The 25,290-nt window shown below is 67.0% G+C and carries 23 protein-coding genes and 1 tRNA gene; 22 read left to right on the forward strand and 2 right to left on the reverse strand.

The window, feature by feature from the left end; genetic code table 11:
- Positions 1–118 precede the first annotated feature (118 nt).
- The 21 genes from ACR9ZH_RS10045 to ACR9ZH_RS10145 all read left to right on the forward strand — a co-directional run bounded on the left by ACR9ZH_RS10045 (position 119) and on the right by ACR9ZH_RS10145 (position 18,489).
- A complete protein-coding gene (locus ACR9ZH_RS10045; RefSeq protein WP_481290624.1) occupies positions 119–883 on the forward strand; it encodes a TatD family hydrolase in 765 nt (254 codons plus the stop codon).
- Positions 884–956: 73 nt separating this feature from the next.
- Positions 957–1,484, forward strand: coding sequence for a MarR family winged helix-turn-helix transcriptional regulator (locus ACR9ZH_RS10050; protein ID WP_481290625.1), 528 nt, complete (start codon positions 957–959; stop codon positions 1,482–1,484).
- Complete coding sequence (locus ACR9ZH_RS10055; RefSeq protein WP_481290626.1) at positions 1,481–2,944, forward strand: efflux transporter outer membrane subunit; 1,464 nt, start codon at positions 1,481–1,483, stop codon at positions 2,942–2,944. Before ACR9ZH_RS10050 ends, ACR9ZH_RS10055 begins: the two co-directional genes overlap by 4 nt.
- Positions 2,941–4,140: an EmrA/EmrK family multidrug efflux transporter periplasmic adaptor subunit gene (locus tag ACR9ZH_RS10060; protein WP_481290627.1), complete on the forward strand. Its 1,200-nt coding sequence runs from the start codon at positions 2,941–2,943 to the stop codon at positions 4,138–4,140. Before ACR9ZH_RS10055 ends, ACR9ZH_RS10060 begins: the two co-directional genes overlap by 4 nt.
- Positions 4,137–5,705: a DHA2 family efflux MFS transporter permease subunit gene (locus ACR9ZH_RS10065; RefSeq protein WP_481290628.1), complete on the forward strand. Its 1,569-nt coding sequence runs from the start codon at positions 4,137–4,139 to the stop codon at positions 5,703–5,705. Before ACR9ZH_RS10060 ends, ACR9ZH_RS10065 begins: the two co-directional genes overlap by 4 nt.
- Before the next feature lie 106 nt (positions 5,706–5,811).
- Positions 5,812–6,312 carry a polyhydroxyalkanoate synthesis repressor PhaR gene (gene phaR, locus ACR9ZH_RS10070; protein WP_072322177.1) on the forward strand — a complete coding sequence of 167 codons (501 nt, stop codon included), beginning with the start codon at positions 5,812–5,814 and terminating at the stop codon, positions 6,310–6,312.
- An 84-nt stretch (positions 6,313–6,396) separates the two neighbouring features.
- The gene (locus ACR9ZH_RS10075) at positions 6,397–7,764 is read left to right on the forward strand and encodes an FAD-dependent oxidoreductase (protein ID WP_481290629.1); all 1,368 of its coding nucleotides are present in this window, start codon (positions 6,397–6,399) and stop codon (positions 7,762–7,764) included.
- A gap of 161 nt (positions 7,765–7,925) precedes the next feature.
- Complete coding sequence (ccmA, locus tag ACR9ZH_RS10080) at positions 7,926–8,561, forward strand: cytochrome c biogenesis heme-transporting ATPase CcmA (RefSeq protein ID WP_481290687.1); 636 nt, start codon at positions 7,926–7,928, stop codon at positions 8,559–8,561.
- On the forward strand, positions 8,558–9,244 hold the full coding sequence (ccmB, locus tag ACR9ZH_RS10085) for a heme exporter protein CcmB (RefSeq protein ID WP_481290630.1): 687 nt from the start codon (positions 8,558–8,560) through the stop codon (positions 9,242–9,244). Before ccmA ends, ccmB begins: the two co-directional genes overlap by 4 nt.
- A 65-nt stretch (positions 9,245–9,309) precedes the next feature.
- A complete protein-coding gene (locus ACR9ZH_RS10090) occupies positions 9,310–10,074 on the forward strand; it encodes a heme ABC transporter permease (protein WP_481290631.1) in 765 nt (254 codons plus the stop codon).
- A complete protein-coding gene (gene ccmD, locus ACR9ZH_RS10095; RefSeq protein WP_481290632.1) occupies positions 10,071–10,271 on the forward strand; it encodes a heme exporter protein CcmD in 201 nt (66 codons plus the stop codon). The genes ACR9ZH_RS10090 and ccmD overlap by 4 nt, the downstream gene beginning before the upstream one ends.
- On the forward strand, positions 10,255–10,722 hold the full coding sequence (gene ccmE / locus ACR9ZH_RS10100; RefSeq protein WP_481290633.1) for a cytochrome c maturation protein CcmE: 468 nt from the start codon (positions 10,255–10,257) through the stop codon (positions 10,720–10,722). Before ccmD ends, ccmE begins: the two co-directional genes overlap by 17 nt.
- Positions 10,719–12,707 (forward strand): heme lyase CcmF/NrfE family subunit, encoded by a 1,989-nt coding sequence (locus ACR9ZH_RS10105; protein ID WP_481290634.1) that lies wholly within the window; start codon positions 10,719–10,721, stop codon positions 12,705–12,707. The genes ccmE and ACR9ZH_RS10105 overlap by 4 nt, the downstream gene beginning before the upstream one ends.
- Positions 12,704–13,246 carry a DsbE family thiol:disulfide interchange protein gene (locus tag ACR9ZH_RS10110; protein WP_481290635.1) on the forward strand — a complete coding sequence of 181 codons (543 nt, stop codon included), beginning with the start codon at positions 12,704–12,706 and terminating at the stop codon, positions 13,244–13,246. The genes ACR9ZH_RS10105 and ACR9ZH_RS10110 overlap by 4 nt, the downstream gene beginning before the upstream one ends.
- A complete protein-coding gene (locus tag ACR9ZH_RS10115) occupies positions 13,246–13,683 on the forward strand; it encodes a cytochrome c-type biogenesis protein (RefSeq protein WP_481290636.1) in 438 nt (145 codons plus the stop codon). Before ACR9ZH_RS10110 ends, ACR9ZH_RS10115 begins: the two co-directional genes overlap by 1 nt.
- Positions 13,680–14,381, forward strand: coding sequence for a tetratricopeptide repeat protein (locus ACR9ZH_RS10120; protein WP_481290637.1), 702 nt, complete (start codon positions 13,680–13,682; stop codon positions 14,379–14,381). The genes ACR9ZH_RS10115 and ACR9ZH_RS10120 overlap by 4 nt, the downstream gene beginning before the upstream one ends.
- A 10-nt stretch (positions 14,382–14,391) precedes the next feature.
- Positions 14,392–15,498, forward strand: a complete 1,107-nt coding sequence (metX, locus tag ACR9ZH_RS10125; RefSeq protein WP_481290638.1) for a homoserine O-acetyltransferase MetX — start codon at positions 14,392–14,394, stop codon at positions 15,496–15,498.
- Between the two features lie 177 nt (positions 15,499–15,675).
- Positions 15,676–16,608 (forward strand): hypothetical protein, encoded by a 933-nt coding sequence (locus ACR9ZH_RS10130; RefSeq protein ID WP_481290639.1) that lies wholly within the window; start codon positions 15,676–15,678, stop codon positions 16,606–16,608.
- A gap of 89 nt (positions 16,609–16,697) precedes the next feature.
- The gene (locus tag ACR9ZH_RS10135) at positions 16,698–17,276 is read left to right on the forward strand and encodes a cysteine dioxygenase family protein (protein ID WP_481290640.1); all 579 of its coding nucleotides are present in this window, start codon (positions 16,698–16,700) and stop codon (positions 17,274–17,276) included.
- 24 nt (positions 17,277–17,300) lie between these two features.
- A tRNA-Leu gene (locus ACR9ZH_RS10140) sits at positions 17,301–17,387 on the forward strand.
- A gap of 220 nt (positions 17,388–17,607) precedes the next feature.
- A complete protein-coding gene (locus ACR9ZH_RS10145; protein ID WP_481290641.1) occupies positions 17,608–18,489 on the forward strand; it encodes an alpha/beta fold hydrolase in 882 nt (293 codons plus the stop codon).
- Positions 18,490–18,608: 119 nt separating this feature from the next.
- Here the strand turns inward: ACR9ZH_RS10145 and ACR9ZH_RS10150 are convergent, their stop codons facing one another.
- Both ACR9ZH_RS10150 and ACR9ZH_RS10155 read right to left on the reverse strand, forming a co-directional pair.
- Positions 18,609–21,683, reverse strand: coding sequence for a TonB-dependent receptor (locus ACR9ZH_RS10150; protein WP_481290642.1), 3,075 nt, complete (start codon positions 21,681–21,683; stop codon positions 18,609–18,611).
- 380 nt (positions 21,684–22,063) lie between these two features.
- Complete coding sequence (locus ACR9ZH_RS10155; protein ID WP_481290643.1) at positions 22,064–24,019, reverse strand: formylglycine-generating enzyme family protein; 1,956 nt, start codon at positions 24,017–24,019, stop codon at positions 22,064–22,066.
- A 108-nt stretch (positions 24,020–24,127) separates the two neighbouring features.
- Between ACR9ZH_RS10155 and ACR9ZH_RS10160 the strand changes: the two genes are divergently transcribed.
- Positions 24,128–25,246 carry a ribonuclease D gene (locus ACR9ZH_RS10160; RefSeq protein WP_481290644.1) on the forward strand — a complete coding sequence of 373 codons (1,119 nt, stop codon included), beginning with the start codon at positions 24,128–24,130 and terminating at the stop codon, positions 25,244–25,246.
- The last annotated feature ends 44 nt before the right edge of the window (positions 25,247–25,290 follow it).

The raw sequence follows: 25,290 nt of genomic DNA on the forward strand, positions 1-25,290 counted from the left end.
GCTCATACCCTATCTCCACTGTGGATCGGCGGTTCAGCCGCCTCGGTCCCATTTGACAATCGCTAAACTGAACGACGCCTTAGACTCCCGCTTAGGTTCATCCAGGCATCACACCCACATGCTCGACCTCGTAGACACCCATGCACACCTGGACGACCGTTCGTTCGACGGCGACCGCGGCGACATGTTCGAGCGCTCCACCGAGGCCGGCGTGCGGCGCTGGATCGTACCTGCCATCGATCGCGGAAACTGGGAGAACGTCGAGCTTTTGGCCGCGTCACAGAAGGGAGTCTTCGCAGCCTACGGCCTGCACCCGCTCTTCCTCGACCATCATCGCGACGAGCACCTGGACGAACTTCCGGCGTGGCTCGAGAACCGCGGCGCAGTGGCCGTCGGCGAAATCGGGCTCGATTTCTTCGTCGAGGGGCTGGATCCGGATCGCCAGCGCGACCTGTTCCTGCGCCAGCTGCACATCGCCAAGGCGCACGACCTGCCGGTGATCGTCCATGCGCGCCGCGCTTTCGAGGAAGTCATCCACACGCTGCGCCGAGTCGGCGGACTCCGGGGCGTGGTCCATAGTTTTTCCGGCAGCGAAGAGCAGGCGCGGCAGCTGTTCGAACTCGGCTTCCACATCGGCATCGGCGGCCCGGTGACGTACGATCGCGCACAGCGCATCCACCGGGTCGTGGCCAACATGCCGCTGGAATGGCTGCTGCTGGAGACGGATGCTCCCGACCAGCCGTGCTCCCACCACCGCGGGGAGCGCAACGAGCCGGCGTACATGCTCGACGTGCTGCAGACGGTGGCGCGCCTGCGCGGCGAGTCCGAGGAGCAGGTCGCCGCGCGGACCACGGCCAACGCCGTCGACCTGTTCCGGTTGTGAGCGCCGGCATATTGCGGTGGTGAGGATATCCTTGCTAGCCTGATATTTCACCAGCGAACTATTAGCCAGCGAAATGTCGAGTCTCAAACCGCATGTCGAGGCCATGTACGAAGGCGTCGGCCGCGTTGCCCAGCGCATTCCCGAGATGCCCGTGTCCGAGGTGCTCCTCGTACGCATGCTGATGATGACGGCAGGGGCGCTGCTGCGCAGCTTCGAGAGCAAGCTCAAGCCCTATGGCCTGAACGACAGCGATTTCCGCACGCTGATGATGCTGTACAGCAGCGAGGACGGCACCGCGAGCCCCGGCGAACTGTGCTCCCTCGCCGAACAGAAGCCCACGAACATGACGCGCATCGCCAACGCGCTGACCAAGCGCGGCCTGATTTCCCGGGCGCATGCGACGCACGACCGGCGCCAGGTGGTCCTCCGCATCACCCCGGCGGGACGGCGTTTCGTCACCAAGATGCTGCCTCCCCTGTTTCCGCCGGTGATCGAATCCTTCGCCTGTTTCAGCGCCAGCGAGCGGAAGACCTTCGAGCGCCTGCTGAAGAAACTCGCCCTGCATATCGACCCGCTGGTCGAACCGGACGCTTCCCCATGAATCCTGCCTCGCTCCGCCCCGCCCTGCTCGCGTGCGCGGTCGCCGCGCTGCTGGCCGCCTGCCACGTGCCGGCGAAGATCGAGCGGCCCGCCCTCCGCGACGAAGCCCCGCTCGCGGGCCTGTCCACGGCCCAGCGCGCCGGATGGCCCGCCGCCGACTGGTGGCGCGCCTATGGCGACCCACAGCTCGACACGCTGATGGACATGGCCTTGCGCGGCGCGCCCGACCTGGCCCAGGCGCGGGCACGCGTCTCCTCCGCGGAGCAGAACATCCGCGTCGCGGCGGCGCAGTCCGGCCTTCGCGTGGACGGCAGCGGCCAGGTGGCGCGCCAGCGCATGAGCGAGCACGGCCTCATTCCGTCGCAGTTCCTGGGCTTCACCTGGTACAACCAGGCCGACCTCGGCATCCAGGTCCGCTACGACTTCGACTGGTGGGGCAAGAAGCGCTACGCGATCGAATCGGCCATCGACAGCGCACGTGCCGCGGAAGCCGAACGTTCGGCCGCGTCGCTCGGCATCCAGGCGATGGTGGCCGACACGTACTTCGGCTGGCTTGCCGACGAGGCACGCGTCGCGCTGGCCGACCGGCTCGTCGCGGTGCGCGAGCGCGCGCTGCGTATCGCCGAACTGCGCGTGAAGCAGGGCGTGGACGTACCCGACACCGCGCAGCAGGCGCGTGCCGAACTGGCCGGCGCCCGCCAGCAGCGCACGGCCCTGCAAGGCTCGGCCGATATTCGCCGCGCGTCGATCGCCACGCTGGTCGGCGTGGCGCCGGCGGAATTGTCCACGCTCGCGCCGCGCGCCCTGCCCGAGGTTACCCCGGGCCTGCCATCCGATGCAGGCACCGACCTCATGGCGCGCCGCCCCGACATCGCCGCCAGCCGCTGGCAGGTGGAAGCCGCGCTGCGCCAGACCGATGCGGCCCGGGCGCAGTTCTTCCCCGACGTGAGCCTGAGCGCCATGGCCGGCCTGTCGAGCATCGACATGGACAAGGTCTTCTCCGCCGACAGCCGCGTGTTCTCGCTCACCCCCGCGATCCACTTGCCGATTTTCGAGGGCGGCGCGCTGGAAGCGAACCATGGCGTAAGCCGTGCTCAGCTGGACGCCGCCGTGGCGCAGTACAACGCCACCGTGGCCTCCGCCGCACGCGACGTCGCCACCCAGGCATTGGGCGCGCAGCAACTCGCCAACCGAAGGGTCCAGCAAGCCACGCAGATCGATGCGGCCCATGCCTTGCTCGCCACCGCCCGCGCCCGCGCGGCCCGCGGCGTGCGCGACGACCGCGAGTCGCTGGCCACGGAGGCCGCGCTGATCCAGCAGCAGGACATGGATGCCGAACTGCACGCGCAGGCCCTCTCCACCGATGTCGCACTCATCAAGGCGCTTGGCGGCGGCTACCGCGCCGAGCCCGTCGAATCCCCGTCCACGACTTCAAGCACCCACGGAGCCACGAGCCCATGAGCGCCTCTCCCAACGATACCAAGCGCGAACAGGACGACGGCGGTAACGCGCCCAAGGACAAGCGCAAGCGCGGCCGCGCGCTGCTCATCGCGCTGATCGTGTTCGTCCTTGCCGGCCTGATCTGGTTCCTGCTCTGGCTGTTCGTCTTCTCGAAGCGGGAGACCACCGACGACGCCTACATCGGCGGCAACCAGGTGGGAATTTCGGCGCAGGTGCCGGGCATTGTCGTGGGTGTGTACGCGGACGATACCCAGCGCGTGAACGCCGGCCAGGTGCTCGTTCGCCTCGACCCCACGGATGCCGACGTCGCCCTGCGCAAGGCGGGCAGCGCCCTCGCCCAGGCCGTGCGCCAGGTACGCCAGCAGACGCAATCCGCCGCGAGCGCCGACGCGGCCCTGATTGCGCGCAGGCAGGACCTGAAACGCGCTCAGGACGATCTCAAGCGCCGCGTGCCGCTGCTCGCCGAAAAAGCCGTGGCACCTGAAGAAGTGCAGCACGCCCGCGACGCCGTCACCAGCGCGCAATCCGCGCTGGATGCCGCGCAACGCCAGGCCGACGCCGCCCGCGCGCTCGTCGACGGCAGCGATGTCGAGGGCAATCCCGCGGTGGCACAGGCACGCGCCAACTTCCGCCAGGCGTGGATCGCCGCGCAGCGCAACGCGATCGTCGCGCCCATCGACGGTTACGTCGCCCAGCGCAGCGTGCAGGTGGGCAACAGCGTGCAACCCGGCCAGCAGTTGATGACGGTGGTGCCGCTGCGCGATCTCTGGGTCGACGCCAACTTCAAGGAAGCCCAGCTGCGCCACGTGCGCATCGGCCAGCCGGCGAAGATCGAGGCCGACATCTACGGCGGCGACGTCGATTACCACGGTAAGGTCGTCGGCCTCGGTGCCGGCACCGGCAGTGCGTTCTCGCTGTTGCCCGCGCAGAACGCCACGGGCAACTGGATCAAGGTGGTGCAGCGCGTACCGGTGCGCATCGCGCTGGATCCGAAGGACCTCGACAGGCATCCGCTGCGCATCGGACTCTCGACCAAGGTCACCGTCGACATCACCGACGACAAGGGCGACGTGCTCGCGCGGCAGCCCTCCACGGTGCCGGTCGCGCAGACCCGCGTGTATGACGAGGTGGCCGCCAAGGCGGACGCCGCCGCCGACACCATCGTTCGCGCCAACCTCGGAGCCAGCGCCCCTTGAGCGACGATACCGCCCCCGCGGAAACCCCCGCCAACGGTGGACCGAAGCCGCTGCATGGCGGCCCCCTGGTCCTGCTGACGATCGCCGTCGCGTTCTCCACCTTCATGGAGATCCTCGACATGACCATCGTCAACGTGGCCGTGCCGCACATCGCCGGCAGCCTCGGCGTGAGTGCAAGCGAAGGCACCTGGGCGATCAGCTCGTACGCGCTGGCCAGCGCGATCATGCAGCCGCTCACGGGCTGGCTGGCGAAACGCTTCGGCGAAGTACGGACGTTCTGCGCCTCGGTGGGCCTGTTCGTCGCGTTCTCGATGCTCTGCGGCCTTGCCACCAACATGCCCATGCTGGTGATCTTCCGCCTGATGCAGGGCGCGGGCTCGGGGCCGATGGTGGCCTTGTCGCTGTCGCTGCTGCTGGCGAGCTACCCGAAGACCAAGCAAGGCATCGCCCTGGCGATGTGGGCGATGACGGTGGTGGTCGCACCCATCTTCGGTCCGATCCTCGGCGGCTACCTCACCGACAACTTCTCCTGGCCGTGGATCTTCTACATCAACGTGCCGGTCGGTGCGGCCGCGGGCGTCGTCACGTGGGCCATCCTGCGCCGCCGCGAAACGAAGATCGTGAAGGCACCCATCGATACCGTGGGCCTCGCATTGCTGGTGATCGGCGTGGGCTGCCTGCAGTTCATGCTGGACAACGGCAACGACCACGACTGGTTCGCCTCGCCGATGATCCTCACGCTGGGCCTCATCGCCCTCGTCACCCTGGTGTTCCTCGTCATCTGGGAGCTCACCGCGAAGCATCCGGTGGTGGACCTGTCACTGTTCGCGCGGCGCAACTTCGCCATCGGCGTGACCGCGCTGTCGCTGGGCATGCTCGCCTTCTTCGGCATCAACGTGGTGTTCCCGCTCTGGCTGCAGACCACGCTCGGCTACACGGCTACCTGGGCCGGCCTCGCCACCGCGCCGGTAGGCATCCTGGCCTTCCTGGTCTCGCCTTTCATCGGCAGGAACATCCAGCGCCTGGAACTGCGCGCGGTGGTGACCTTCGCCTTCATCGTGTTCGCCTTCACCTCGTTCTGGTTCGCGGGCTTCAACAGCGGTGCCTCGTTCTCGGCGCTGGTGGTCCCGCGCTTCATCATGGGCATCGCCATCGCCTGTTTCTTCATCCCGCTGAACCAGATCTTCCTGTCCGGACTCAATCCCGACCAGATCGCCGGTGCCTCGGGGCTGGCGAATTTCTGCCGCACGCTCGCTTCCAGCGTGTCGACCGCGCTCACCGTCACCTTGTGGCAGCACCGGACGGATTCCCATCATGCGTCGCTGACCGAGTACGTGACGCACGCCTCGCCGGCGACCACGGCGTTCACGCAGAAGCTCACCTCGCTCGGCATTCCGGGCAAACCGGGGCTCGCCGTGGTCGACCAGCTGGTGACGCGCGAGGCGGCCACGCTGGCGGTGAACGACGTCTTCTGGGGTTGCGCCATCCTGTTCCTGGCGCTCATTCCCATCCTCTGGTTTGCGAAACCGCCGTTCGGCAACGCAGGCGGTGCGGCCGCGCATTAAATGGCTGTTACCTAAATCGATCCAAAGAGCTTTGTGAAATCCGTAATCGATTACAGTGACCTGCGGCAACTGGTGCGGCGCAATACCTCGTGGTAGTTTTCGCCGCATGGCACAAACCCTACGCATCATCAAAAAGTATCCGAACCGTCGTCTCTATGACACGGAAATCTCGAGCTATATCACGCTGGAGGAAGTCCGCCAGCTGGTGCTCGACGGGGAAACTTTCGAGGTTCGCGACGCCAAGTCGGGCGAAGACCTGACCCGTTCGGTCCTGCTGCAGATCATCGCGGAGCACGAGGAACATGGCCAGCCGATGCTCTCGCCGCAGTTGCTGTCGCACATCATCCGTTTTTACGGAGACTCGCTGCAGGGCTTCATGGGGCCGTACCTGGAGCGCAGCCTGCAGGTGTTCCTGGACCAGCAGCAGCAGTTCCGCAACCAGCTCAACAGCCTGATGGGGCAGACGCCCTGGTCCATGCTCAACGAGATGACCGAGCGCAACCTCGACGTCTGGAAGTCGATGCAGCGCGGTTTCCTCGACGCCGCCACGGCGAAGCCGGCGGAGCCCGTGCGGCCCGCCCCGCGCACCGGCAAGAAAGCCGGCTGAGCCTCGCCGGGGCGCTCTTGCCTCCGGCGGCGCTGCGGCGCACGATGCGCTGCCCCGCAATATTGCGTCCGGACGAAGGTCGCCATGCCCCGTAACGACATCGCCGTGGTCGGCGCCGGACTGGTCGGTGCCCTGGTCGCCACCCTGCTGACCCAGCGCGGTTTCCGCGTCACCGTCTACGAAAAGCGCCCGGATCCCCGTAAGGCGGGTTTCCTGGGCGGCCGTTCGATCAATCTCGCCCTGGCCGAGCGTGGGCTGCATGCCCTGCGCGCCACGGGCCTCGCGGATCAGGTGCTGGCGCAGGCCGTGATGATGCGCGGCCGGATGGTCCATGACCCGGCCGGCCACAGCGGGCTGCAGCGCTACGGCGTGGACGATTCCGAGGTGATCTGGTCGGTATCCCGCGGCGGCCTCAACACCCTGATGCTCGATGCCGCCGAAGCGGCGGGCGCCACGGTGCATTTCGACCAGGGGCTGGTGAGCGCCGACCTCGATGCCGGGACGTTGCGGCTGCGCGACGCCGACGGCGCCGAGCGTACGGTCGAGGCGCCGGTGGTGATCGGTGCCGATGGCGCCGGCTCGGCGCTGCGCGCGGCGATGCATGCCCATGCGCCGCTGGGCGAGCGCGTGGAAGAACTGGGGCACGGGTACAAGGAACTCGAGATCCCGTCCGGCACCGATCCCGCCGCGCCCTTCGCCATCGAACGCAACGCCCTGCATATCTGGCCGCGCGGCCACTACATGTGCATCGCCTTGCCGAACCGCGAAGGCAGCTTCACCGTCACGCTGTTCCTGCCGAACGACGGCGCGCACCCGAGCTTCCGCACGATTGCCGGAGCCGGTGCCGCCGAGGCGTTCTTCCGCACCGACTTCCCCGACGCGCTGGCCCTCATGCCGGATTTCGCGGCCGATTGGGCGGCCCATCCGGTAGGCACGTTGGGCACGCTGTACCTGGACCGCTGGCACGTCGGCGGACGCGCGCTGCTGATCGGCGACGCCGCGCACGCGATCGTGCCCTTCCACGGCCAGGGCATGAACTGCGGTTTCGAGGACGCAGCCGAGCTGGCCGAGCTTTTCGCGGCGCAGCCGGACGATGCCACGGCGGTCTTCGCCGCGTTCGAAGCGAAGCGCAAGCCGAACGCCGACGCCATCGCGCAGATGGCACTGGAAAACTACATGGAAATGCGCCACTCGGTCGCCGATCCGCACTACCTGCGCAAGCGCGAGCTCGGCGCCCTGCTCGCGGAGCGTTCGCCCACGCACTACCTGCCGCGCTACCGCATGGTCACCTTCACGCACCTGCCCTACGCGTACGCACTGGAGCGCGGCCGCGCGCAGGATGTGCTGGTGGAGCAGCTGCTGAAAGGACACGAGACCGTGGCATCGGTAGACCTGGATGCCGCGGTGCGCACGCTGGAAGCCACCCTGCCCCCGCTGCCGCCCCTCCTGTAGCAGCGAACCTTGTCCTGTAGGAGCGCGCCTTGCGCGCGACATCTTTTGAGGCCGTGCCCTCAAGGCTGGCGCGCCAGGTTTGAGGACTGAGCCGAAAAGCTGTCGCGCGCAAGGCGCGCTCCTACATGGACAATGTTGCTCGTGGCGGCAACAATCGCGGGATGATTTCTGCTTCCGGACCCGTCCCACTGCTCGAAGCCCGCGCGCTCAGCTTCCTGCGCCAGGACGAGCCCGTGTTCGGACCCCTGGATTTCGCCTTGCATCCGGGCGAGATCGCGCTGGTCGAAGGCGACAACGGCAGTGGCAAGACCACCCTCATGCGCGTGCTCACCGGCATGCTGCGTCCCGGCGAGGGCGAGGTGCGGCTGGACGGCGCCGCGTTCTCGCTCGACACCATGGCAGGCGCGGTCGTCTTCCTCGGCCACCACCTGGGACTGAAGCTGGACCTCTCCGCCCGCGAAAACCTGCGCGTGAGTACCGGACTCTACGGTCAGCGCGAGAACAGCGACGCCGCCTCGGCGCTGGCGGAAGTCGGCCTTGCCGGTTTCGAGGACGAACCCGTGCGCCGTCTCTCCGCCGGACAGAAGAAACGCGCCGCCCTGGCCCGTCTGCTGCTCGTGCCCGCGCGCGTGTGGCTGTTGGACGAGCCCTACGCCAATCTCGACCGTGAAGGCATCGCGCTGGTGAACCGCCTGCTCGAAGGCCACGCCGCGCGCGGCGGCGCCGCGCTCGTCACCAGCCATGGTGCGGTGAGGTTCGCCGGCGGCGAGCCGCGACGCATCCGGCTGCACGCATGACACCCGGCAGCACGCCCGCCGCGTGCGCCGCCGTGCTCCGGCGCGACCTCACCCTGGCCTGGCGGCGCCGGGGCGACATCGCCATGCCGGTGCTTTACGCCGTCATCGTCGCCACCCTGTTTCCCTTCGCGCTGGGCCCCGAGCCCACCTTGCTCGCCCGCATCGCCGGCGGCGTGGTGTTCGTCACGGTCGTGCTGGCCGTGTTGCTTTCGCTGGACCACCTGTTCCGGGCGGACATCGAGGATGGCTCGATGGAGCAGCTGATGCTCGCGCCGCAGCCGCTGGCCCTGCTGGTGGGCATGAAGATCCTCGCCCACTGGATCACCTCGTCGCTGCCGCTGATCGTCGTGGCGCCGCTGCTGGCCGGCATGCTGAAACTTCCGCCGGCCGCGACGCCGGTGCTGCTCATCGCACTGGGTCTTGCGACGCCGCTGCTGAGCCTGCTCGGGGCGGTGCTGGTCGCGCTGACGGCCGGATCGAGGCGCTCTGGTATGCTTCTCGCGCTCATGTTGCTGCCGTTGTGCGTGCCGGTCGTGATCTTCGCCGCCGGAGCCGTGGCCGCCGCGCAGGAAGGGCTGCCGTGGATCGCGCCGATCGCCTGGCTTGGCGCCGGCCTCGTCATGGCGCTGGTCCTCGCGCCGCTGGCCTGCGCCGCCGCGCTGCGCATCGCCATGGACACATGAACGTACGCAACCGTGCGGCCCGAACGGGGGACCCACGGTGCTAGACCGAATCGCGACGAGGATCGATGGCTAACTGGGTTCCACTCTGGCTACACCGCCTCGGCTCGCCGCCGGTGTTCTACCGCTTCGCCGGCGCCGTCCGGCCCTGGGCGCTGGGTCTTGCGCTCGTACTGGGGCTGGTGGCGCTGTATGGCGGCCTCTTCGTCGCCCCTGCGGATTACCAGCAGGGCGATGCGTACCGCATCATCTTCCTGCACGTGCCCAGCGCGTGGATGAGCCTGTTCATCTACGGCGCGATGGCCGTGGCCGCCTTCGTGGGCCTGGTCTGGCGAATCAAGATCGCCGAAGTCGTGGCGATGGAATCCGCGCCGGTCGGCGCCGCGTTCACTTTCATCACCCTCGTCACGGGTTCCCTTTGGGGCAAGCCGATGTGGGGCACGTGGTGGACCTGGGACGCGCGGCTCACCTCGGAGCTGGTGCTGCTCTTCATCTACCTCGGCGTGGTCGGGCTTTACCACTCTTTCGAGGATCGCCGGCAGGGCGCGCGCGCGGCATCCTTCCTCGTACTCGTCGGTGCGGTGAACGTGCCCATCGTGCACTTCTCGGTGAACTGGTGGAACACGCTGCACCAGGGTTCCACGGTGCGGCTGCTCGGTCCGTCGCACATCGAGGCCAGCATGCTCTGGCCCCTGTTGACCATGATGGCCGCCACCAAGCTCTACTACGTCGCCAGCCTGTTCGCCCGCGTTCGCGCCGACCTCATCGCCTCCGAAGGCGGCAAGGGCTGGGTGCGCGAGCTGCTCGCCGGCCGCGACGGGAGCGGCGCATGAACCTGGACCTCGCCATGGGCGCGTACGGGTTCTACGTGTGGTCCGCCGTCGCCGTCTTTTTCATCGTCCTCTTGATCGACACGCTGGCCCCGTTGGCCCGGCGCCGACGCAACCTGCGCGAACTCCGCGCACGCATCGCGCGCCAGGAAAACCGCCGCCGGCCGGGAACCGCTCGCAACAATGAATCCAACGCGTAAACGCCGCCTCGCCATCGTGATTTCGGTCGTCGCCGCCGCCGCCGTCGCGGTCGGCCTCATCGTGTTCGCCCTGCAGCGGAACATGAACTACCTGTTCACCCCCAGCCAGGTGCAGGAGGGCCAGGCGACGCAGTACGCCACCTTCCGCCTCGGTGGCATGGTGAAGGCCGGTTCCATCCAGCGTGCCGCCGATACTTTGAAGGTGAGCTTCATCGTCGTGGACGATGCGGGTGCGATGCCGGTGGAATACACGGGCATCCTTCCCGACCTGTTCCGCGACAACCAGTCCGTGATCGCCACGGGGCGCATGGACAGCGGCCGCTTCATCGCCAGTGAAGTGCTCGCCAAGCATGACGAGAACTACATGCCGAAGGAGCTCAAGGACGCGATGGCCAAGGCGCACGAGAACCGCAAGATCGACGACAAGGCCATGAAGGATCCGATGAAATGATCCCCGAACTCGGCCAGTTCGCCCTCGTCCTCGCGTTGATCCTCGCCCTCGCCCAGGGCGTGCTGCCGATCGTGGGCGCCTGGCGCGGCAACGCCGCGCTGATCGCCACGGCACGCCCCACCGCCGCGGGCCAGGCCGTGTTCGTGTTCGCCGCCATGGCGATCCTCGTCTACGCCTTCCTCAGCTACGACTTCTCCGTGGCGTACGTGGCCGACAATTCGAACCTCGCCCTGCCCTGGTATTACCGCATCACCGCGGTGTGGGGCGCGCACGAAGGCTCGATGCTGCTGTGGGTGTTCATCCTCAACGTCTGGTCGCTGGCGCTGGCCGCCTTCAGCCGCCACCTGCCCGAGGCCTTCGTGGCCCGTGTGCTCGGTGTACTGGGCCTCATCGGCGTGGGCTTCCTCGCCTTCATCCTATTCACCTCGAACCCGTTCCTGCGCGAACTGCCGATGCCGGCGGACGGCGCCGATCTCAATCCGGTGCTGCAGGACCCGGGCATGACCTTCCACCCGCCCGTGCTCTACATGGGCTATGTGGGTTTCTCCGTGGCCTTCGCGTTCTCCATTGCCGCCCTGCTCGGCGGCGGCATGGAACAGGCCTGGGTGCGCTGGGCACGCCCCTGGACCAACGTGGCCTGGGCGTTCCTCACCCTGGGCATCGTCGCCGGCAGCTGGTGGGCCTACGCCGAACTGGGTTGGGGCGGCTGGTGGTTTTGGGACCCGGTGGAGAACGCGTCGTTCATGCCGTGGCTGGTGGGCGTCGCGCTGATCCATGCGCAGGCCGTGACGGAGAAACGCGGTTCGCTGCCGGCATGGACGGTCCTGCTTTCGCTGTTCGCGTTCTCGCTCTCGCTGCTGGGTACCTTCCTCGTGCGCTCCGGCGTGCTGACGTCGGTGCATGCCTTCGCTTCCGATCCGCGCCGCGGCCTCTACATCCTCGGTTTCCTCGTGGTCGTCATCGGCGGCTCGCTGCTGCTTTACGCGATCCGCGCGCCGAAAGTCGCCACCGGCAAGCCGTTCGCACCGCTGTCGCGCGAGACCGGGATCATGATCGCCAACCTGCTGTTCACCACGGCGGCGGCGATGGTGCTGCTGGGCACGTTGTTCCCCCTGATCGGCGACGCGCTGAACCTCGGCCGCGTGTCGGTCGGGCCGCCCTACTTCGGTTTCCTGTTCGTGCTGTTGATGGCGCCAGCGGTGCTGTTGCTGCCGTTCGGCCCGTACCTGCGCTGGGGCCATGCCGAGGGCCGCCAGCTCACGGCCATGGCGCTGCGCGCCGGTGTCGCGGCCATCGTCTGTGCCATCGCCGCCGCTTTCTTCGCCCAGGGGCACCTGCGCGCCATCGCGGGCGTCGCCGGTGCGGTGTGGGTCGGCGCGGGCACGCTCGCCTACGTGGCGAAGCGCTGGCGCGAGATGCCGCGCGGCCGCCGTTACCCGGCGGAAATGGGCGCCATGCTCGTCGCCCACGCCGGCGTCGCGATCTTCCTCATCGGCGTGATGCTTTCCGAATCGCTGAGCGTGGAGCGCGACGTGCGCCTTGCGCCGGGCCAGGTCGAATCCATCGGCGGCTACGACTTCCGCTTCGATGGCGTGGAAGAGACGCAGGGTCCGAACTGGCGCGCCGACGAGGGCGTCGTCACGGTCCAGCGCGATGGCAAGACGATCGCGACGATGCACCCGCAGAAGCGCACGTATTCGCGCGGTCAGGTGCAGACGGAATCGGCCATCGATGCAGGGCTGTTCCGCGACATCTACGTGGCCTTGGGTGAACCGATGGACGCCGGCGACGTGGGCGGCGCCTGGGCCGTGCGGCTCTACCACAAGCCCTTCGTGCGCTGGATCTGGCTCGGCGGCCTCTTCATGATGGCCGGCGGTTTCCTCGCCGCGTGCGAACGGCGCTTCCGTGCGAAGAAGCTCGCCGCGGAGACGCCGGCCGCTCGCCCGGCCGGCAACGGCCTGAAGACGGGGGAGTCGCCGGCATGAGCCGTCTGCTGCCGCTCTTCGGCTTTCTCCTGCTTGTCGGCCTGTTCGGCTTCGGCATCTGGTGGAACACGCAGCACGACCAGCACGAGATCGTATCGCCGCTGATCGACAAGCCGGCGCCCGCGTTCTCACTGCCCGTGCTCGGCGAGCCGTCGCGCACGATCGACAAGGCCTCGCTGCTCGGCAAGGCCTACTTCCTCAACGTGTTCGCCAGCTGGTGCATCGAGTGCGTGCACGAGCACCCGATGCTGATGACCGAGGTGAAGCAGCTGGGCCTGCCCATCGTCGGCTTCAACTACAAGGACGATCCGCAGGCAGCCGGCGCGTGGCTTGCCGAACACGGCAATCCGTTCGACGTGATCGTCGCGGATCGCGACGGACGCACCGGCATCGATTTCGGCGTGTACGCCGCACCGGAGACCTTCCTCGTGGATGCGAAGGGAGTGATCCGCTACAAGCGCATCGGCCCCATCACGCCCGAGGTGCTCGAGAAGGAAATCCGTCCCGCGCTCGCCGCCCTGGCGAAGGAAACACCGTGATGCGCGCCGCCCTGCTCTGGCTGGCCCTGTGCCTGCTGCCCGCCCTGGCTGCCGCGCAGGCGATCCAGCCGCTGCCGTTCCGGGACCGCGCCGAGGAAGTGCGTTTCCAGAAGCTCAGCAGCGAACTGCGCTGCCCGATGTGCCAGAACGAAACCCTGGCAGACTCGAACGCGCCCATCGCGCACGACCTGCGCCGCCAGGTGTTCGAGATGATCCAGGCCGGCAAGAGCGACAACGAGATCAAGGCCTTTCTCGTGGATCGCTATTCGCAGTTCGTGCTGTACAAGCCGCCGGTCGAACCCACGACATGGCTGCTCTGGTTCGGGCCGGCGCTGCTGCTGGTCGCCGGCGGCATCGTCGTCGCCATCCAGGTGCGCCGCCGCGCCCGCCAGGCCCCGGCTTCCGCGCCGGTCAACGATACCGAGGACGACTGGTGACTCTCGCGTTCTATCTCGCCGCGGGGGCCATGCTTGCCCTCGCGCTCGCCCTGCTGCTCGTCCCTCTCGTCCGCCAGGGACGCCGCCTTGGCCGCTCGCGCGGCATCTTCGCCCTGATCGTCGCCATCGCGGTGCTCGTGCCGCTGGGCAGCGCCGGCATCTACCTGCTGGTGGGCACCCCGTCGACGCTCGGCGGCGTGGAACCGGCCAGGGACATGACCGTGGGCGAAGCCATCGACCAGTTGCTGGCCCGCCTGAAAGAGCACCCGGACGACGCCCAGGCCTGGGTGTTGCTCGGCAAGACCTACGCCATGCTCAAGCAGCCCGCCGACGCCCGCAGCGCCTACGATCACGCGCTCAAGGCCGATCCGAAGAACGTCGCTGCCATGGTCGGCTGGGCGGAGGCCGATTCCCTGGTACGGCCCGACCACCGCATCCTGGGCCGCGCCCTGGACCTGCTGAACGGCGCCGTGGCCATCGAACCGGACAGCCAGCGCGCCCTGTGGCTGCTGGGCATCGCGCAGTTCCAGGAGGAGCGCTACACCGACGCCGCCGCCACCTGGCGCAAGCTGCAGCCGCTGCTCGACCCGGATTCCAACGTGGCCCATGCCGTCGCCGAGCAGATCACGCTCGCCGAGAAACGCGCCGGCGCGGGACAGTCCGATGCCACGCGTGGCAACATCGACGGCAATCAGTAAGGAGCCTCGCATGGGCGACGCGCGCCGCTACCATCCGCTTTCCTCGCCGTTCCGCATGAAGCGTGGCGGCGAACTGCGCGGCGCGCGCGTGGCATTCGAAACCTGGGGGACGCTGTCGCCGGCGCGCGACAACGCCATCCTCATCCTCACCGGCCTCTCGCCGAGCGCGCATGCCGCGGCGAACGCCGAGGACCCGACGCCGGGCTGGTGGGAAGACATGATCGGCCCCGGCCGTGCGTTCGATACCGATCGCTTCTACATCATCTGCGTGAACTCGCTGGGCAGCGACAAAGGGTCTACCTGCCCGGCCTCCATCGATCCCGACACGGGCAAGCCGTACCGCCTGACGTTTCCCGAGCTGTCACTGGAAGACGTGGCCAACGCCGCCTACGAAGCCGTGACCGACGGCCTCGGCATCGCGCAACTGGCCTGCCTCGTCGGCTGCTCCATGGGCGGCATGAGCGCGCTGGCATACATGCTGCTGCACCCCGGCAGCGCGCGGACGCACATCAGCGTCGACACCGCGCCGCAGGCGCAACCGTTCGCCATTGCCATCCGTTCGTTGCAGCGCGAGGCCATCCGCCTCGATCCGCACTGGAACGGCGGCCAGTACGACGGCGACGAGTGGCCGGAGCACGGCATGAGCATCGCGCGCAAGCTCGGCGTGATCACCTACCGGTCGGCCATGGAATGGAATGGCCGCTTCGCGCGCATCCGCCTCGATCCCGACGAGCGCGACGGAAGCTCGCCCTTCGGTTTCGAGTTCCAGGTGGAGTCCTACCTCGAAGGCCATGCGCGCCGCTTCAACCGGCAGTTCGATCCGAACAGCTACCTCTACCTCTCGCGGGCCAGCGACTGGTTCGACGTGGCCGAACACGGCGACGGCGACGTGATGCGCGGCCTGGCCCGCATCCAGGTCGAACAGGCCCTGGTCATCGGCGTGAGTACCGACATCCTGTTTCCGCTGGAACAGCAGGAGACCATCGCGAAGGGACTGGAAGCCGCCGGTGCCCGCGTGGACTTCGTGGCCCTCGACTCGCCGCAGGGACACGATGCGTTCCTCGTCGACATCGAGAACTACAGCCGCGCCATCGGCGGCTTCCTGCTGAAGATCTGATTCGCACTTCCGAATCGTCTTAAGCATCCGGATCGCGGCTCGCGTCCATCGGAATAGGGATGTCGCCGCGTGGCGCGGCCTCCGCGCCATGGCGCCAACGAATTATTGCCATCGCGTACTACTTTTCCGAGCATGCCGGCGGTGCAAGTACGCACGGACAGGCAGAAGGGTATCTCGATGAGTCATGCAGAAGGACAGACACAGGGCAAATCGCTGCAGACGGCGCAGGGTGAGGCCTGGGCGGTGCAACTTCACGCCCTTCGTTGCCATCTCCCCGTCATGCGGACGACGCACGAGGAACTCGCGCGGGGCACCGGACAACTCCAGGCCAACGAGGGCTACGTCGCTGGCCTCTACGCGCTGTGCGCACTGCACGGCCTCAGCGACCTGCACGCGACGGCGCTGCTCGCGCTCGAACAGGGACACGAGGTCAGCGCCAGGGCACTCGCGCGCGATGCGATCGGCATGGCGGTCAACGTTGCCTATGTCCTGGAGGAACCTCGCGAAGAGGGCGTGATCGCCGCGCTGCATTCGCACCTCAATGCGCAACGCAAGCGTTTCACCGCGTGGCAAGCCGCCGAACCCGGCAACGAACAGACCGGCAAAGACCTCGAGGCCCTCATCGACGGTTGCCGCATGTCGGTTTGGTACGCCCTCGCCCCCGGCTGGCGTACCGTTTCGACGCGCGCACGCGCGGTGGGCCTGGGCGAATGGGTCGATCCGGTGCTCGCGGCGGCTTCGAATACCGAGCAGGACACGGCGCAGGAGCTTCTGAACTTTCTGCAATGCAACAGGGGGTCGGCGGCGGAGCGCCAGGTCGCACATGGCTACCGGACGGCCCGTTCCATGTCCGATGCCCTGTACCTGGAAGCCGTCGCGCTGCGCCTGTTCGGCTCTGCGTTGCACCGCATGGCGTCGTCCCTGCGGGATACTGCCGCGGCGGCCGTGGCGGTGGCGGCCGTCGAGCGGATGGACGCCGTGCTGGCCGAGCACAAGCGGCTGGCCGGAGCGCAAAGGAACGACCAGACCGCGTTCATCGCCTCGTTCGGGCCGTTCAACGATCCCCTGGGCACGCGCATGTACCCGCGGGCGCGGAGGCGGCCGGCCTGACGAGTTCTTTGTGCAAGGCGGGGACGGCCGGTTTGCTATGATTGGGGGCGACCGGCGTCCCCCACGCCACGCATGCAGAGGTTCCACCCATGATCACGGTCGACTTCCCGGGCAGCCGCAAGCTCATCGAGGCCATCGACGCCTCCGTTACGCAGCCGAGCACCCCGGCCATCACCGACAACCTGCGCAACGCGCTGTGCCGGCTGATCCGTTCGCAGGAAGTGGAACTGCCGAGGTGCGTGTTCGAGACGGCCGGCGACCACTACGCCCGCCGCGAACTCTACCGCAGCGAGGAACACGGCTACAGCGTGGTGGCCATGACCTGGGGCCCGGGCCAGGGCACCCTGATCCACGACCATTGCGGCATGTGGTGCGTCGAAGGCGTCTGGAACGGCGCCCTGGAGATCGTCCAGTACGAACTCCTCGACCGCGAGGCCGAGCGTTACCACTTCCGTCCGGTGGGCTCGATCCAGGCCGGCCCCGGCTCCGCCGGCAGCCTCATCCCGCCCCACGAGTACCACACCATCCGCAACCCGAGCGACGACGCCGTGGCGGTCAGCCTGCACATCTACTCGGGCCGGATGACCCAGTGCGCCGTGTTCAAGCCCGAAGGCGACGACTGGTACCAGCGCACGGAGCGCCAGCTGGGCCTCGACCGGGTGCACTGAATCCAGCATAATCCGCATCCCCATGCCGAAATGGCGGAACCGGTAGACGCGGCAGACTCAAAATCTGTTTGTAGAAATACAGTGTGGGTTCGAGTCCCACTTTCGGCACCAGTACACGAAGAACCTCTGCGCAAGCGGAGGTTTTTTTTGGCCTCCTGGCGAAAGTCCGATCCCACTGTCGCACCCGTTGGAAGGTCTCGGACCTCGTTGGATGAAGATGCACGTGCACTCCGCCGGAGGCACGAACCTCTGGCCCGCGCATGTCGAAAGACACTGTGTCGCGGAAAAGACCGCATGATATATCGCAATGCCATTCCCATGGAGCGGTAACATGAGCGCGTTCGCGACCACCTTCGCGCTACTGGCACTTGCCGCCGGCACGGCTTCGGCGGCGGCACCCGACTCCGGCCCGGTGAACGGCGATTTCGACGTCGGCAGCCGAACCATTCGCCTCTCGTGCGAAGGCCGGGGGAATCCCGTTGTCGTCGTCGACGCCGGGATGGGGACCGCGCCAGCCGAGGATCAAGGTTGGCAACGGATCGCGCACCGGGTGGGGGCGGTCACGACGGTTTGCCTGTATGACCGTGCCGGTCTCGGTGGCAGTGCGAAGGCGCCGGCGGGACCGCGCACCAGTGCAGACTCGGCCAGCGACCTTCGCGCCGCACTACGCGCCGCCCATGTGCCCGGCCCCTATCTCCTGGTCGGGCATTCGATCGGAGGTTTGCACGCACAGGTTTTCGCCAGCCGTTATCCAGCTGACACGGCGGGACTGGTGCTGGTTTCGTCGACCCATCCGGACCAGGCGCGCACGTGGCTGTCGTTACTTCCCGCACCCGCATCTGGCGAAGAAAAGGCCGTCACCGACACCCGCGCCTTCCTCACGGCGCTGGCCAGCGATCCCACGAAGAACGAAGAAATGCTGGATTTCGCGACCAGCGCGACGCAGGCGAAGGAACTGCATTCGCTGGGCGCGAAGCCTGTCGTGGTGGCGACGCATAGCCCGCGCTTCCGCATGGTCCCCGGCCTGTCGGAGCCGTTGGCCGTGAAACTGGAAGATGCCACGCAGCGCATGCAGAAGGAATTCCTGTCGCTGTCGTCCAATAGTCATCAGAACATTGCCGCCACGGCTGGCCATGGACTTCCGCACGAAGCGCCCGACTTCGTCGTGGACAACATACTGCAGGCGGTGACGCTGGTCCGTTCCGGGCACTGAGTGCGGCACCACGCGGATGCCCGAGCGCACCAAGAAAAAGGCCGCCTGCGTGAGCAGGCGGCACTGGGGAAACATGCGATGGCCCTAACGGGACATTTCTAGTTATGTGAAAGCATCACTTAGAAGTCGTACGTGGCCGTCAGGCGGGCGTAGCGCGGGTTCTGGAAGTACTGACCGAGGCCGTAGTTGTTGAGCACGGTCTGCGGCAGCGCTTCATACGTCGCGTAGCTGTTGAGGGGCTTACGCTCGTTGGTGACGTTGAAGACCGACAGGCCGAAAGCAAGCTTGCCTTCGAAGTATGACGGACGGTAGGTCACCGCGAGGTCGAGCTGACGGTACCAGGGGTTGCGCTTGTCGCCCGGGTGCGACGGCTGGCCGTCGCAGTTGTGGTACGACGAGCCGTAACCGATCGGATCCGGATCCGCCTCGCCGTCCTCGAAGCCCAGGCACGACTTCGGCGCACCGGAGGCGAGACGCAGGTTACCCGAGAGCAGCCATTCGTCCGTGAGCTGGTAGGCACCGTAAGCCTTGATCTGGTGCGTACGATCGTTGGCCAGGAGGCCATTGGCGTAACGCATCAGCTCGGCGGAATCCCAGTCCTGCGTCTTCGAGATGTCGGTCTGGCCGATGTCCGACTTCGTCTGGCCTTCCGTGTTGCCGTAGGAACGCGAGAACGTGTAGTCGAGGCGACCCTGCCACTTGCCGTCGAACGGATGCTCCAGGTAAAGGTCCAGCGCGTAGTAGGAGCGCTTGGCCTTCTGCGAGAAGCCCCAGTCTTGCTGGTTCATCTTTACTTCGGTGCGGCCGGAGCCGTCGGCGTTGGCCAGGCTGAACGTATTGGTGTCGCCCGGATTGAAGATGATGCAGCCCGGGATGGTGACCGAGTTGGGGTCGATGCCCATGGACTGGAGCTTCAACTGGAGCTTACCGGTCCCGTCGGAATTTGCGGTATCGCATACGTCGTCGATCGCCGTGCGCAGCTTGCGCACCGTGACCTTGGCACCGGTGATCCAGTCGGAACCCAGGGTCTTGTCGAAGCCCAGGATGGCTTCGTCCTGGTACTGCGACTTCAGGTCGCGTGCCGCGACCGACTGCGCGTCGATCGGCTGGCCGAACTCGCCGTCCGGCGACACGATGCCGTTCCCGAGCGGGGTGAGACCGGTTGGGCGGCCGTTCTGGTCGATGCCGGTGTAGTTGAAGTACTCGTACGTATAGGTCGACGACGAAGCGCCACGTACCGCGACGTTATTCGGCAGGGCGAGATAGTAGCGTCCGAGGTTGCCGTAGATCTTCAGCGACGAGTCGCCGAACACGTCCCACGACGCACCGAGGCGCGGAGCCCACTGCGCCTGGTTGTTGACGTACGGCTTGTTGCTGTCGTTGAAGTTCTTGAAGCCGTCGTTGCGCAGGCCGATGCTCAACAGCACCTTGTCGTTGATCTGCCAGCGATCTTCGAGGTACTGCGCGCGCTGGTCGAGCGACATGTTCGTCACGCTCGAGAAGATGACGCGGCGCACGTAGTAACCGTTCCCGCCCGGCGCACCGATACCCTGCCCCGGGCTGATGGCAACGTCCGGATTGGCGGAGTGGAAGTAACGCCAGTAATAGCCCGGGCCGCTCGTCGAGGTACCTTCGTCGATACCCTTGTAATGCATATTGTCGATACCACCGGCCAGGTGGTGATCGCCCAGCTGCCATTCGAGGTCGAGGCGGAGACCGTGGGTACGGCTACCCGCACGCGGATCCTGGCTGGTCTGCGACGAGTTGAGGTTCGTGATGGGAGTGCCGCCGTTGAGCGCGGGATCCTGCAACGCCGGGTTGTAGATGTAGGGCTGCTGGTCGATGTTCGGCGTCGGGTTGTGCAGGTAATCGTCCGTCCAGCCCTTGGCGTAGGTCGCCGAAAGCGTGATGTCGTCGGTGATGTAGGACGTGTACTTGGCGATCGCGTACTTCGACGTGATCTTCGACGTATCCGCATCCGCGCCGGTACGGCCGGTATTGGTACGCGTGTCGTAGTCGTAGCCGGTGTAGTAGCCGCGCTGCTCGTCGGTCGAATGGATGCCGGTCAACTCCAGGATGTTGCTGTCGTTGATGTTCCAGTCGATCTTGGCGTAGATCTTCGGCAGGTTGTACGTGTAGTGGTTGTTCGCGACCGGGTTGGACTCGACATTCGACGTGCTGGTGCCTTCCGACTTCTCGGCCTCGGCAGCGACGAAGAAGAACAGCTTGTCCTTGATGAGCGGACCGCCGACGTAGGCGCTATAGGTCTGCGTCCACTTGGTATTGTCTTCACCGTTGCGGTAGATGGCACCCACCTTGCTGGTGTCCTGGTAGCCGTAACCGGCCGGCAGCGGGCGGCTGCCGTAGTACACGCTGCCCGGGTCGGAAGCGGCGAACTTCGGCTCCCAGAGAACCTGTGCGCCAAAATGCCACTCGTTGGTACCGCGCTTGCCAACCTGCGAAATGACGCCACCGTCGGAACGGCCGTACTTGGCGGAATAGCCGCCCGTATAGACTTCCTGCTGGTCGATCGCGCCGTACGGCAGACCGACGCCGCCGAGGGCCTTGTAAGGATCGGTCGTGTTGTAGCCGTTGACGTAATACGCGTTCTCCGAGGCACCGGAACCGCCGAACGACACCGTGCGGAAACGGCCATTGCCGAGCGTGCTCTGGCCGGGAACGGCGCCCGGGGCGAGCAGCGCGATGGCTTCCGCGTTACGACCCAGCGGCAAACGGGCCAGGGTCTGGGCATTCACGACGGTGCGCGAGTCGACCGTCGAGGTATCGATGGGAGGCAAGGAGTTGGCGGAAACGGTGACGGACTCCAGCGACTGCGCGTTCTCTGCGGTCGCGGCGCCTGCAAACGAGACGTCCGTGCTGCCGCCCACCTTGATCTGGATGTTCTTCCGCGAATCGACGACGGCACCGTCGCGCTTCAGGCTGACGGTGTAATTACCCAGCGGCAGGTTACCGACACGGTAACGTCCATCGGCATCGACCGGCACATCGCGCGTGAAACCGCTATCGCTCGTCACGGTGACGGATTCACCCGCCGCGGCCGGCACCTGGCCGAAGATGGAACCACTGGTCGCCTGCGCGAAGACCGTGCAGGTAGCACCCATGCCGAGTGCCAGCGCGACAGCCAGCACCGACGGCCGCACCAATGTGCGCCGCTCGCTTCTCAAGAATTCCATGTTCTCCCCCAAAGGAAAAATGATTCGAAATGTAAAAAGTGGCGATACCGGCAATGCAGCGGTCCTGCTTCCCCAAGCAAGAACGTGTCGTATCGCGTCGGACAGAGGTATCGGTTAACCGAGCAAACGATTTGGATGTCCAAACCTTTTACGGGTCGAGGGCAAGACTATGCGTCGGCGTGATGACAAGTCAATAGATGTCGGGGGTAATTTTGAACATTGGCAATAACTTGCGAAATCAGATCATCCATGCCGGCGACTACTGCCACGCAGCACCGTTTTTCGCGGCCTGCGAGCCAACGTATTGCATGATTCGTTTTCGGAATCGAACGCAAGAACCTGTGGATTCGCGTTCTACCTTTCGCCTGCCTTTCGCGGCGTCAGAGTTCGCGCACGATCCGGAAGCCCACGCGTGCATTGCGCAGGTCGGCGGAAGCCCCCTGGCGATATGCCGAGCGCACCATGTTCGGTGCGCTGCCCCACGATCCGCCACGGATCACGCGGCGGGCGCACCCAGGATTCACCCAGGCCTCGGCCGTACGCGGCGCGCGCACGTAATTGTCGTGCCAGCAGTCGGCGACCCATTCGGACACGTTGCCGCCCATGTCGTACAGGCCGTACGAATTCGGTGAGAAACTCATCACCGGGGCCGGGCCCCAGTAGCCGTCCTTGTAACCGGTGAAGGCATTGCTCCAGCGCCGGCCCGAACTCGACCGGTCGTTGCTGCCGGTGAGGTTTTCCACGCGGGACGAGGGCGTGCCATCGCCCCACCAGTAACGCGTCGCGCTTCCCGCGCGCAGCGCGTATTCGAATTCCGCTTCGCTTGGCAGGCGATATGTCTTGCCGGTGCGCTTGGATAACCAGTCGGCGTACGCCTTCGCGTCGTTCCAAGACACATTGATGACGGGAAGACGGTCCTGGCCCGGCTTGCCTGCGTAATCGTCCTGCCAGGTGACGGAAGGCTCGTCGCGAAGGCCGCCACTCTGCTCGTCGTACACGCTGCCGCCGCCCAGCGACTGCGACTGCGGCACGTAACCCGACGATCGCACGAAGTCGCGGAATTGCCCGATGGTGACCGAACTGCGCGCCATCGCGAACCCCTTCGTCACCTGCACCTCGTGGGCGGGTGCCTCGTTCGCGTCGTGACCGTTCTCGCTTTCCGGCGAGCCCATGACGAACGTGCCGGTGGGCACCACGACCATGGCCGGGGCCTGTCCCGCGGAATCCAGGAAACGGTCCGCGAAAACCTGGCCCGGCTTGTAGCTGGCGTACAGGCGGGCGTTGGTCATCCGCTCGTTGAAATCGTCGATGCCGGCCAGGTCCGGGCTGATCTGCTGCGCCTTGGCAGCCAGCTGCTGGGCGAGATCGATATTGCCGGCATCGAGCGCGGTACGTGCTTGCGCGAGCATGGTCGTGGCGTTCTGCCGGCGCATCCCCTCGATGCGTCCGCGGGTGTCCTGCAGGGCCTGCGATTCGGGCTCGATGGTCGCGGCTTCGGCCAGGGCGGCGTCCGCCGTGGCGAAGTCGTTCTGGGCCACGGCGGCGAGCGCCTTGTCCAGCACGCTGCGCTGCACGTTCGTGATGCCTTGTTCGGCCACCGCGTTCTCCGGATCCAGCTGGAGCACCGAGCGGTAAGTGTCGAGCGCGCTGTCGCCCTTCGGCTGTGTGGCCTTCCCGGCCTGCAACTGGGCCGCGGCCTTGCCCAGCAACGGCCGCACCTTGTCCAGCACAGCCAGCTTCTGCTGCAACGGCGCGACGAGGGCGGCCGACGACGGCAGGGCTTTGAGCGAGACCAGCGACTCCCTGGCGGCATCCGCGTCGCCCAGGGCGATGTCCTGCTCGATCCCGGCGGCCAGACGCGCGCGCACCTCCTCCATGCCCGCGAGGGCCCTGCGGCTGTCCGCGCTCTGCTTGAGGGCGCTGCCGAACAAGGCGGCGGCGCTATCGGCGCCGCCGACCAGGCGGTCGGCAGCCAGCGCCTTGTCGCCCCGGTCGAGCAAGGCGGCCAGTTCGGGGGAATCGGGGGTCTTCTGCGCCGGGAGCTGGATCTCCGTACTCGTCTCGCGATGCCTCGCGGCGATGACCGCCGCCGGCGCCAGCATGATGGGCGGACCGGCATCGATCTCGGACACCACGGCCTGCGGCGCCGCCTGCGGACGCTGGTCGAAGCCCATCACCGTGGGCTGGCCCCGCAGCGGCGACCGCGCCGTGTTCTGCGTGGGCTGGACGTGAAGGAGCTGCGGGAAGAAGTGGTAGAACAGCGCGAACGCGAGCACGGCGACACCGAGCGCGCCGCCTATGGCGCGCTGTCGGCGGACGGTCTCGGTATTCGGCATGGTGGGCGGTTCCGTACGAGCCTGCTATCGTGCGCTGCCACCTTAGGGAATCGCGCGCGGCAGGGCAACACGAACGGCGACGCGGCCCCGGTAACACAAGGATTCCGCATGACATCGAGCGACGTCGCTCCCCACGCTCCCTGGATCGAACGCCGCGAGGCGCTGGACGCTTGGCTGGCCCCGATCGGCCCGCAGGCCATCGTCGGCCTCGACACCGAATTCATGCGGAGGAACACGTTCTATCCGCAGCTCGCCCTTCTCCAGCTCGCCCACGACGAGCGCTATGCGCTCATCGATCCGCTCGCCCTGCCGCTGCGCGAGGCGCTTGAGCCGGTCTTCGCGGCGCAGCCCGTCGTCACCGTGATGCATAGCGCGGGCGAGGACCTCGAAGCGCTCTCGCCTTACCTCCCGGATGGCCCCCACACCTTGTTCGACACGCAGATCGCCGCGGCCTTCGTCGGCATGGGCCTGGGTATCAGCTACCGCGCGCTCGTCGCCGAACTCGTCGGCGCGGAGCTCGACAAGGGCGAGACACGCAGCGACTGGCTGCAGCGCCCGCTCACCGATTCGCAGAAGCTGTACGCCACGCTGGATGTCGTACACCTGCATCCCGTGCACGCGATCCTGGCAGAACGCCTCGCCGAACGTGGCCGCAGCGCATGGCATGCGGAAGACTGCGCCCGCATGAAGCGCCGGGCCAGCCACCGCGAGGGCGACCCGCAGCCACAGCGCGGCTTCAAGGCGGCCAGCGAGTGGCCGCCCGAAAAGCAGGCACTCCTCCGCCGCGTCCTGCGCTGGCGCGAGGCCACCGCGCGCGAACTGGACAAGCCGCGGTCGTGGCTCCTCGAGGACGCACAGGCCATCGACCTCACGGGCAATATCCCCGACGCGCCGGCCAGGCTCGACGAACGCACCCGCGGCACGCGTGCGCTGCGCTCACCGCAGCGCCAGGAATTGTTCGCGCTGCTGCACCGTCCGGTCGAGGCCGAGGAAATCGAAAACACCGCGCCGATCGCCGGTCATCCCACCGGCGACGCCAAGCGCGCCATCAACGAGATGCGCAGCGCGGTCGACACGCTCGCCACGCAACTGGACATCCCTCCCGGCCTGCTCTGCGCGCGCCGTTCGATGGAGGAATACGTGATGACGGGCGCCTGGCCGGAGGCGCTGGAAGGCTGGCGCCGGGGCGTGCTCTTCGAGCGCCTTTCGGCCTTGCTGCCGGGCTGAGCCGCGGTTGGCCACCAGGCCATCGGTAACCCTTTTGCCGCTTC

The sequence above is a fragment of the Luteibacter sp. SVR4-7G genome, assembly GCF_056755555.1.

Coding starts and splice junctions, on each gene's coding strand:
- ccmE (WP_481290633.1), top strand. CDS start 10,255: ATGAATCCAACGCGTAAACGCCGCCTCGCCATCGTGATTTCGGTCGTC.
- ACR9ZH_RS10155 (WP_481290643.1), bottom strand. CDS start 24,019: ATGCCGAATACCGAGACCGTCCGCCGACAGCGCGCCATAGGCGGCGCG.
- ACR9ZH_RS10075 (WP_481290629.1), top strand. CDS start 6,397: ATGCCCCGTAACGACATCGCCGTGGTCGGCGCCGGACTGGTCGGTGCC.
- metX (WP_481290638.1), top strand. CDS start 14,392: ATGGGCGACGCGCGCCGCTACCATCCGCTTTCCTCGCCGTTCCGCATG.
- ACR9ZH_RS10090 (WP_481290631.1), top strand. CDS start 9,310: ATGGCTAACTGGGTTCCACTCTGGCTACACCGCCTCGGCTCGCCGCCG.
- ccmD (WP_481290632.1), top strand. CDS start 10,071: ATGAACCTGGACCTCGCCATGGGCGCGTACGGGTTCTACGTGTGGTCC.
- ACR9ZH_RS10105 (WP_481290634.1), top strand. CDS start 10,719: ATGATCCCCGAACTCGGCCAGTTCGCCCTCGTCCTCGCGTTGATCCTC.
- ACR9ZH_RS10050 (WP_481290625.1), top strand. CDS start 957: ATGTCGAGTCTCAAACCGCATGTCGAGGCCATGTACGAAGGCGTCGGC.
- ACR9ZH_RS10145 (WP_481290641.1), top strand. CDS start 17,608: ATGAGCGCGTTCGCGACCACCTTCGCGCTACTGGCACTTGCCGCCGGC.
- ACR9ZH_RS10110 (WP_481290635.1), top strand. CDS start 12,704: ATGAGCCGTCTGCTGCCGCTCTTCGGCTTTCTCCTGCTTGTCGGCCTG.
- ACR9ZH_RS10045 (WP_481290624.1), top strand. CDS start 119: ATGCTCGACCTCGTAGACACCCATGCACACCTGGACGACCGTTCGTTC.
- ACR9ZH_RS10150 (WP_481290642.1), bottom strand. CDS start 21,683: ATGGAATTCTTGAGAAGCGAGCGGCGCACATTGGTGCGGCCGTCGGTG.
- ACR9ZH_RS10055 (WP_481290626.1), top strand. CDS start 1,481: ATGAATCCTGCCTCGCTCCGCCCCGCCCTGCTCGCGTGCGCGGTCGCC.
- ACR9ZH_RS10115 (WP_481290636.1), top strand. CDS start 13,246: ATGCGCGCCGCCCTGCTCTGGCTGGCCCTGTGCCTGCTGCCCGCCCTG.
- ccmA (WP_481290687.1), top strand. CDS start 7,926: ATGATTTCTGCTTCCGGACCCGTCCCACTGCTCGAAGCCCGCGCGCTC.
- ccmB (WP_481290630.1), top strand. CDS start 8,558: ATGACACCCGGCAGCACGCCCGCCGCGTGCGCCGCCGTGCTCCGGCGC.
- phaR (WP_072322177.1), top strand. CDS start 5,812: ATGGCACAAACCCTACGCATCATCAAAAAGTATCCGAACCGTCGTCTC.
- ACR9ZH_RS10130 (WP_481290639.1), top strand. CDS start 15,676: ATGAGTCATGCAGAAGGACAGACACAGGGCAAATCGCTGCAGACGGCG.
- ACR9ZH_RS10060 (WP_481290627.1), top strand. CDS start 2,941: ATGAGCGCCTCTCCCAACGATACCAAGCGCGAACAGGACGACGGCGGT.
- ACR9ZH_RS10160 (WP_481290644.1), top strand. CDS start 24,128: ATGACATCGAGCGACGTCGCTCCCCACGCTCCCTGGATCGAACGCCGC.
- ACR9ZH_RS10135 (WP_481290640.1), top strand. CDS start 16,698: ATGATCACGGTCGACTTCCCGGGCAGCCGCAAGCTCATCGAGGCCATC.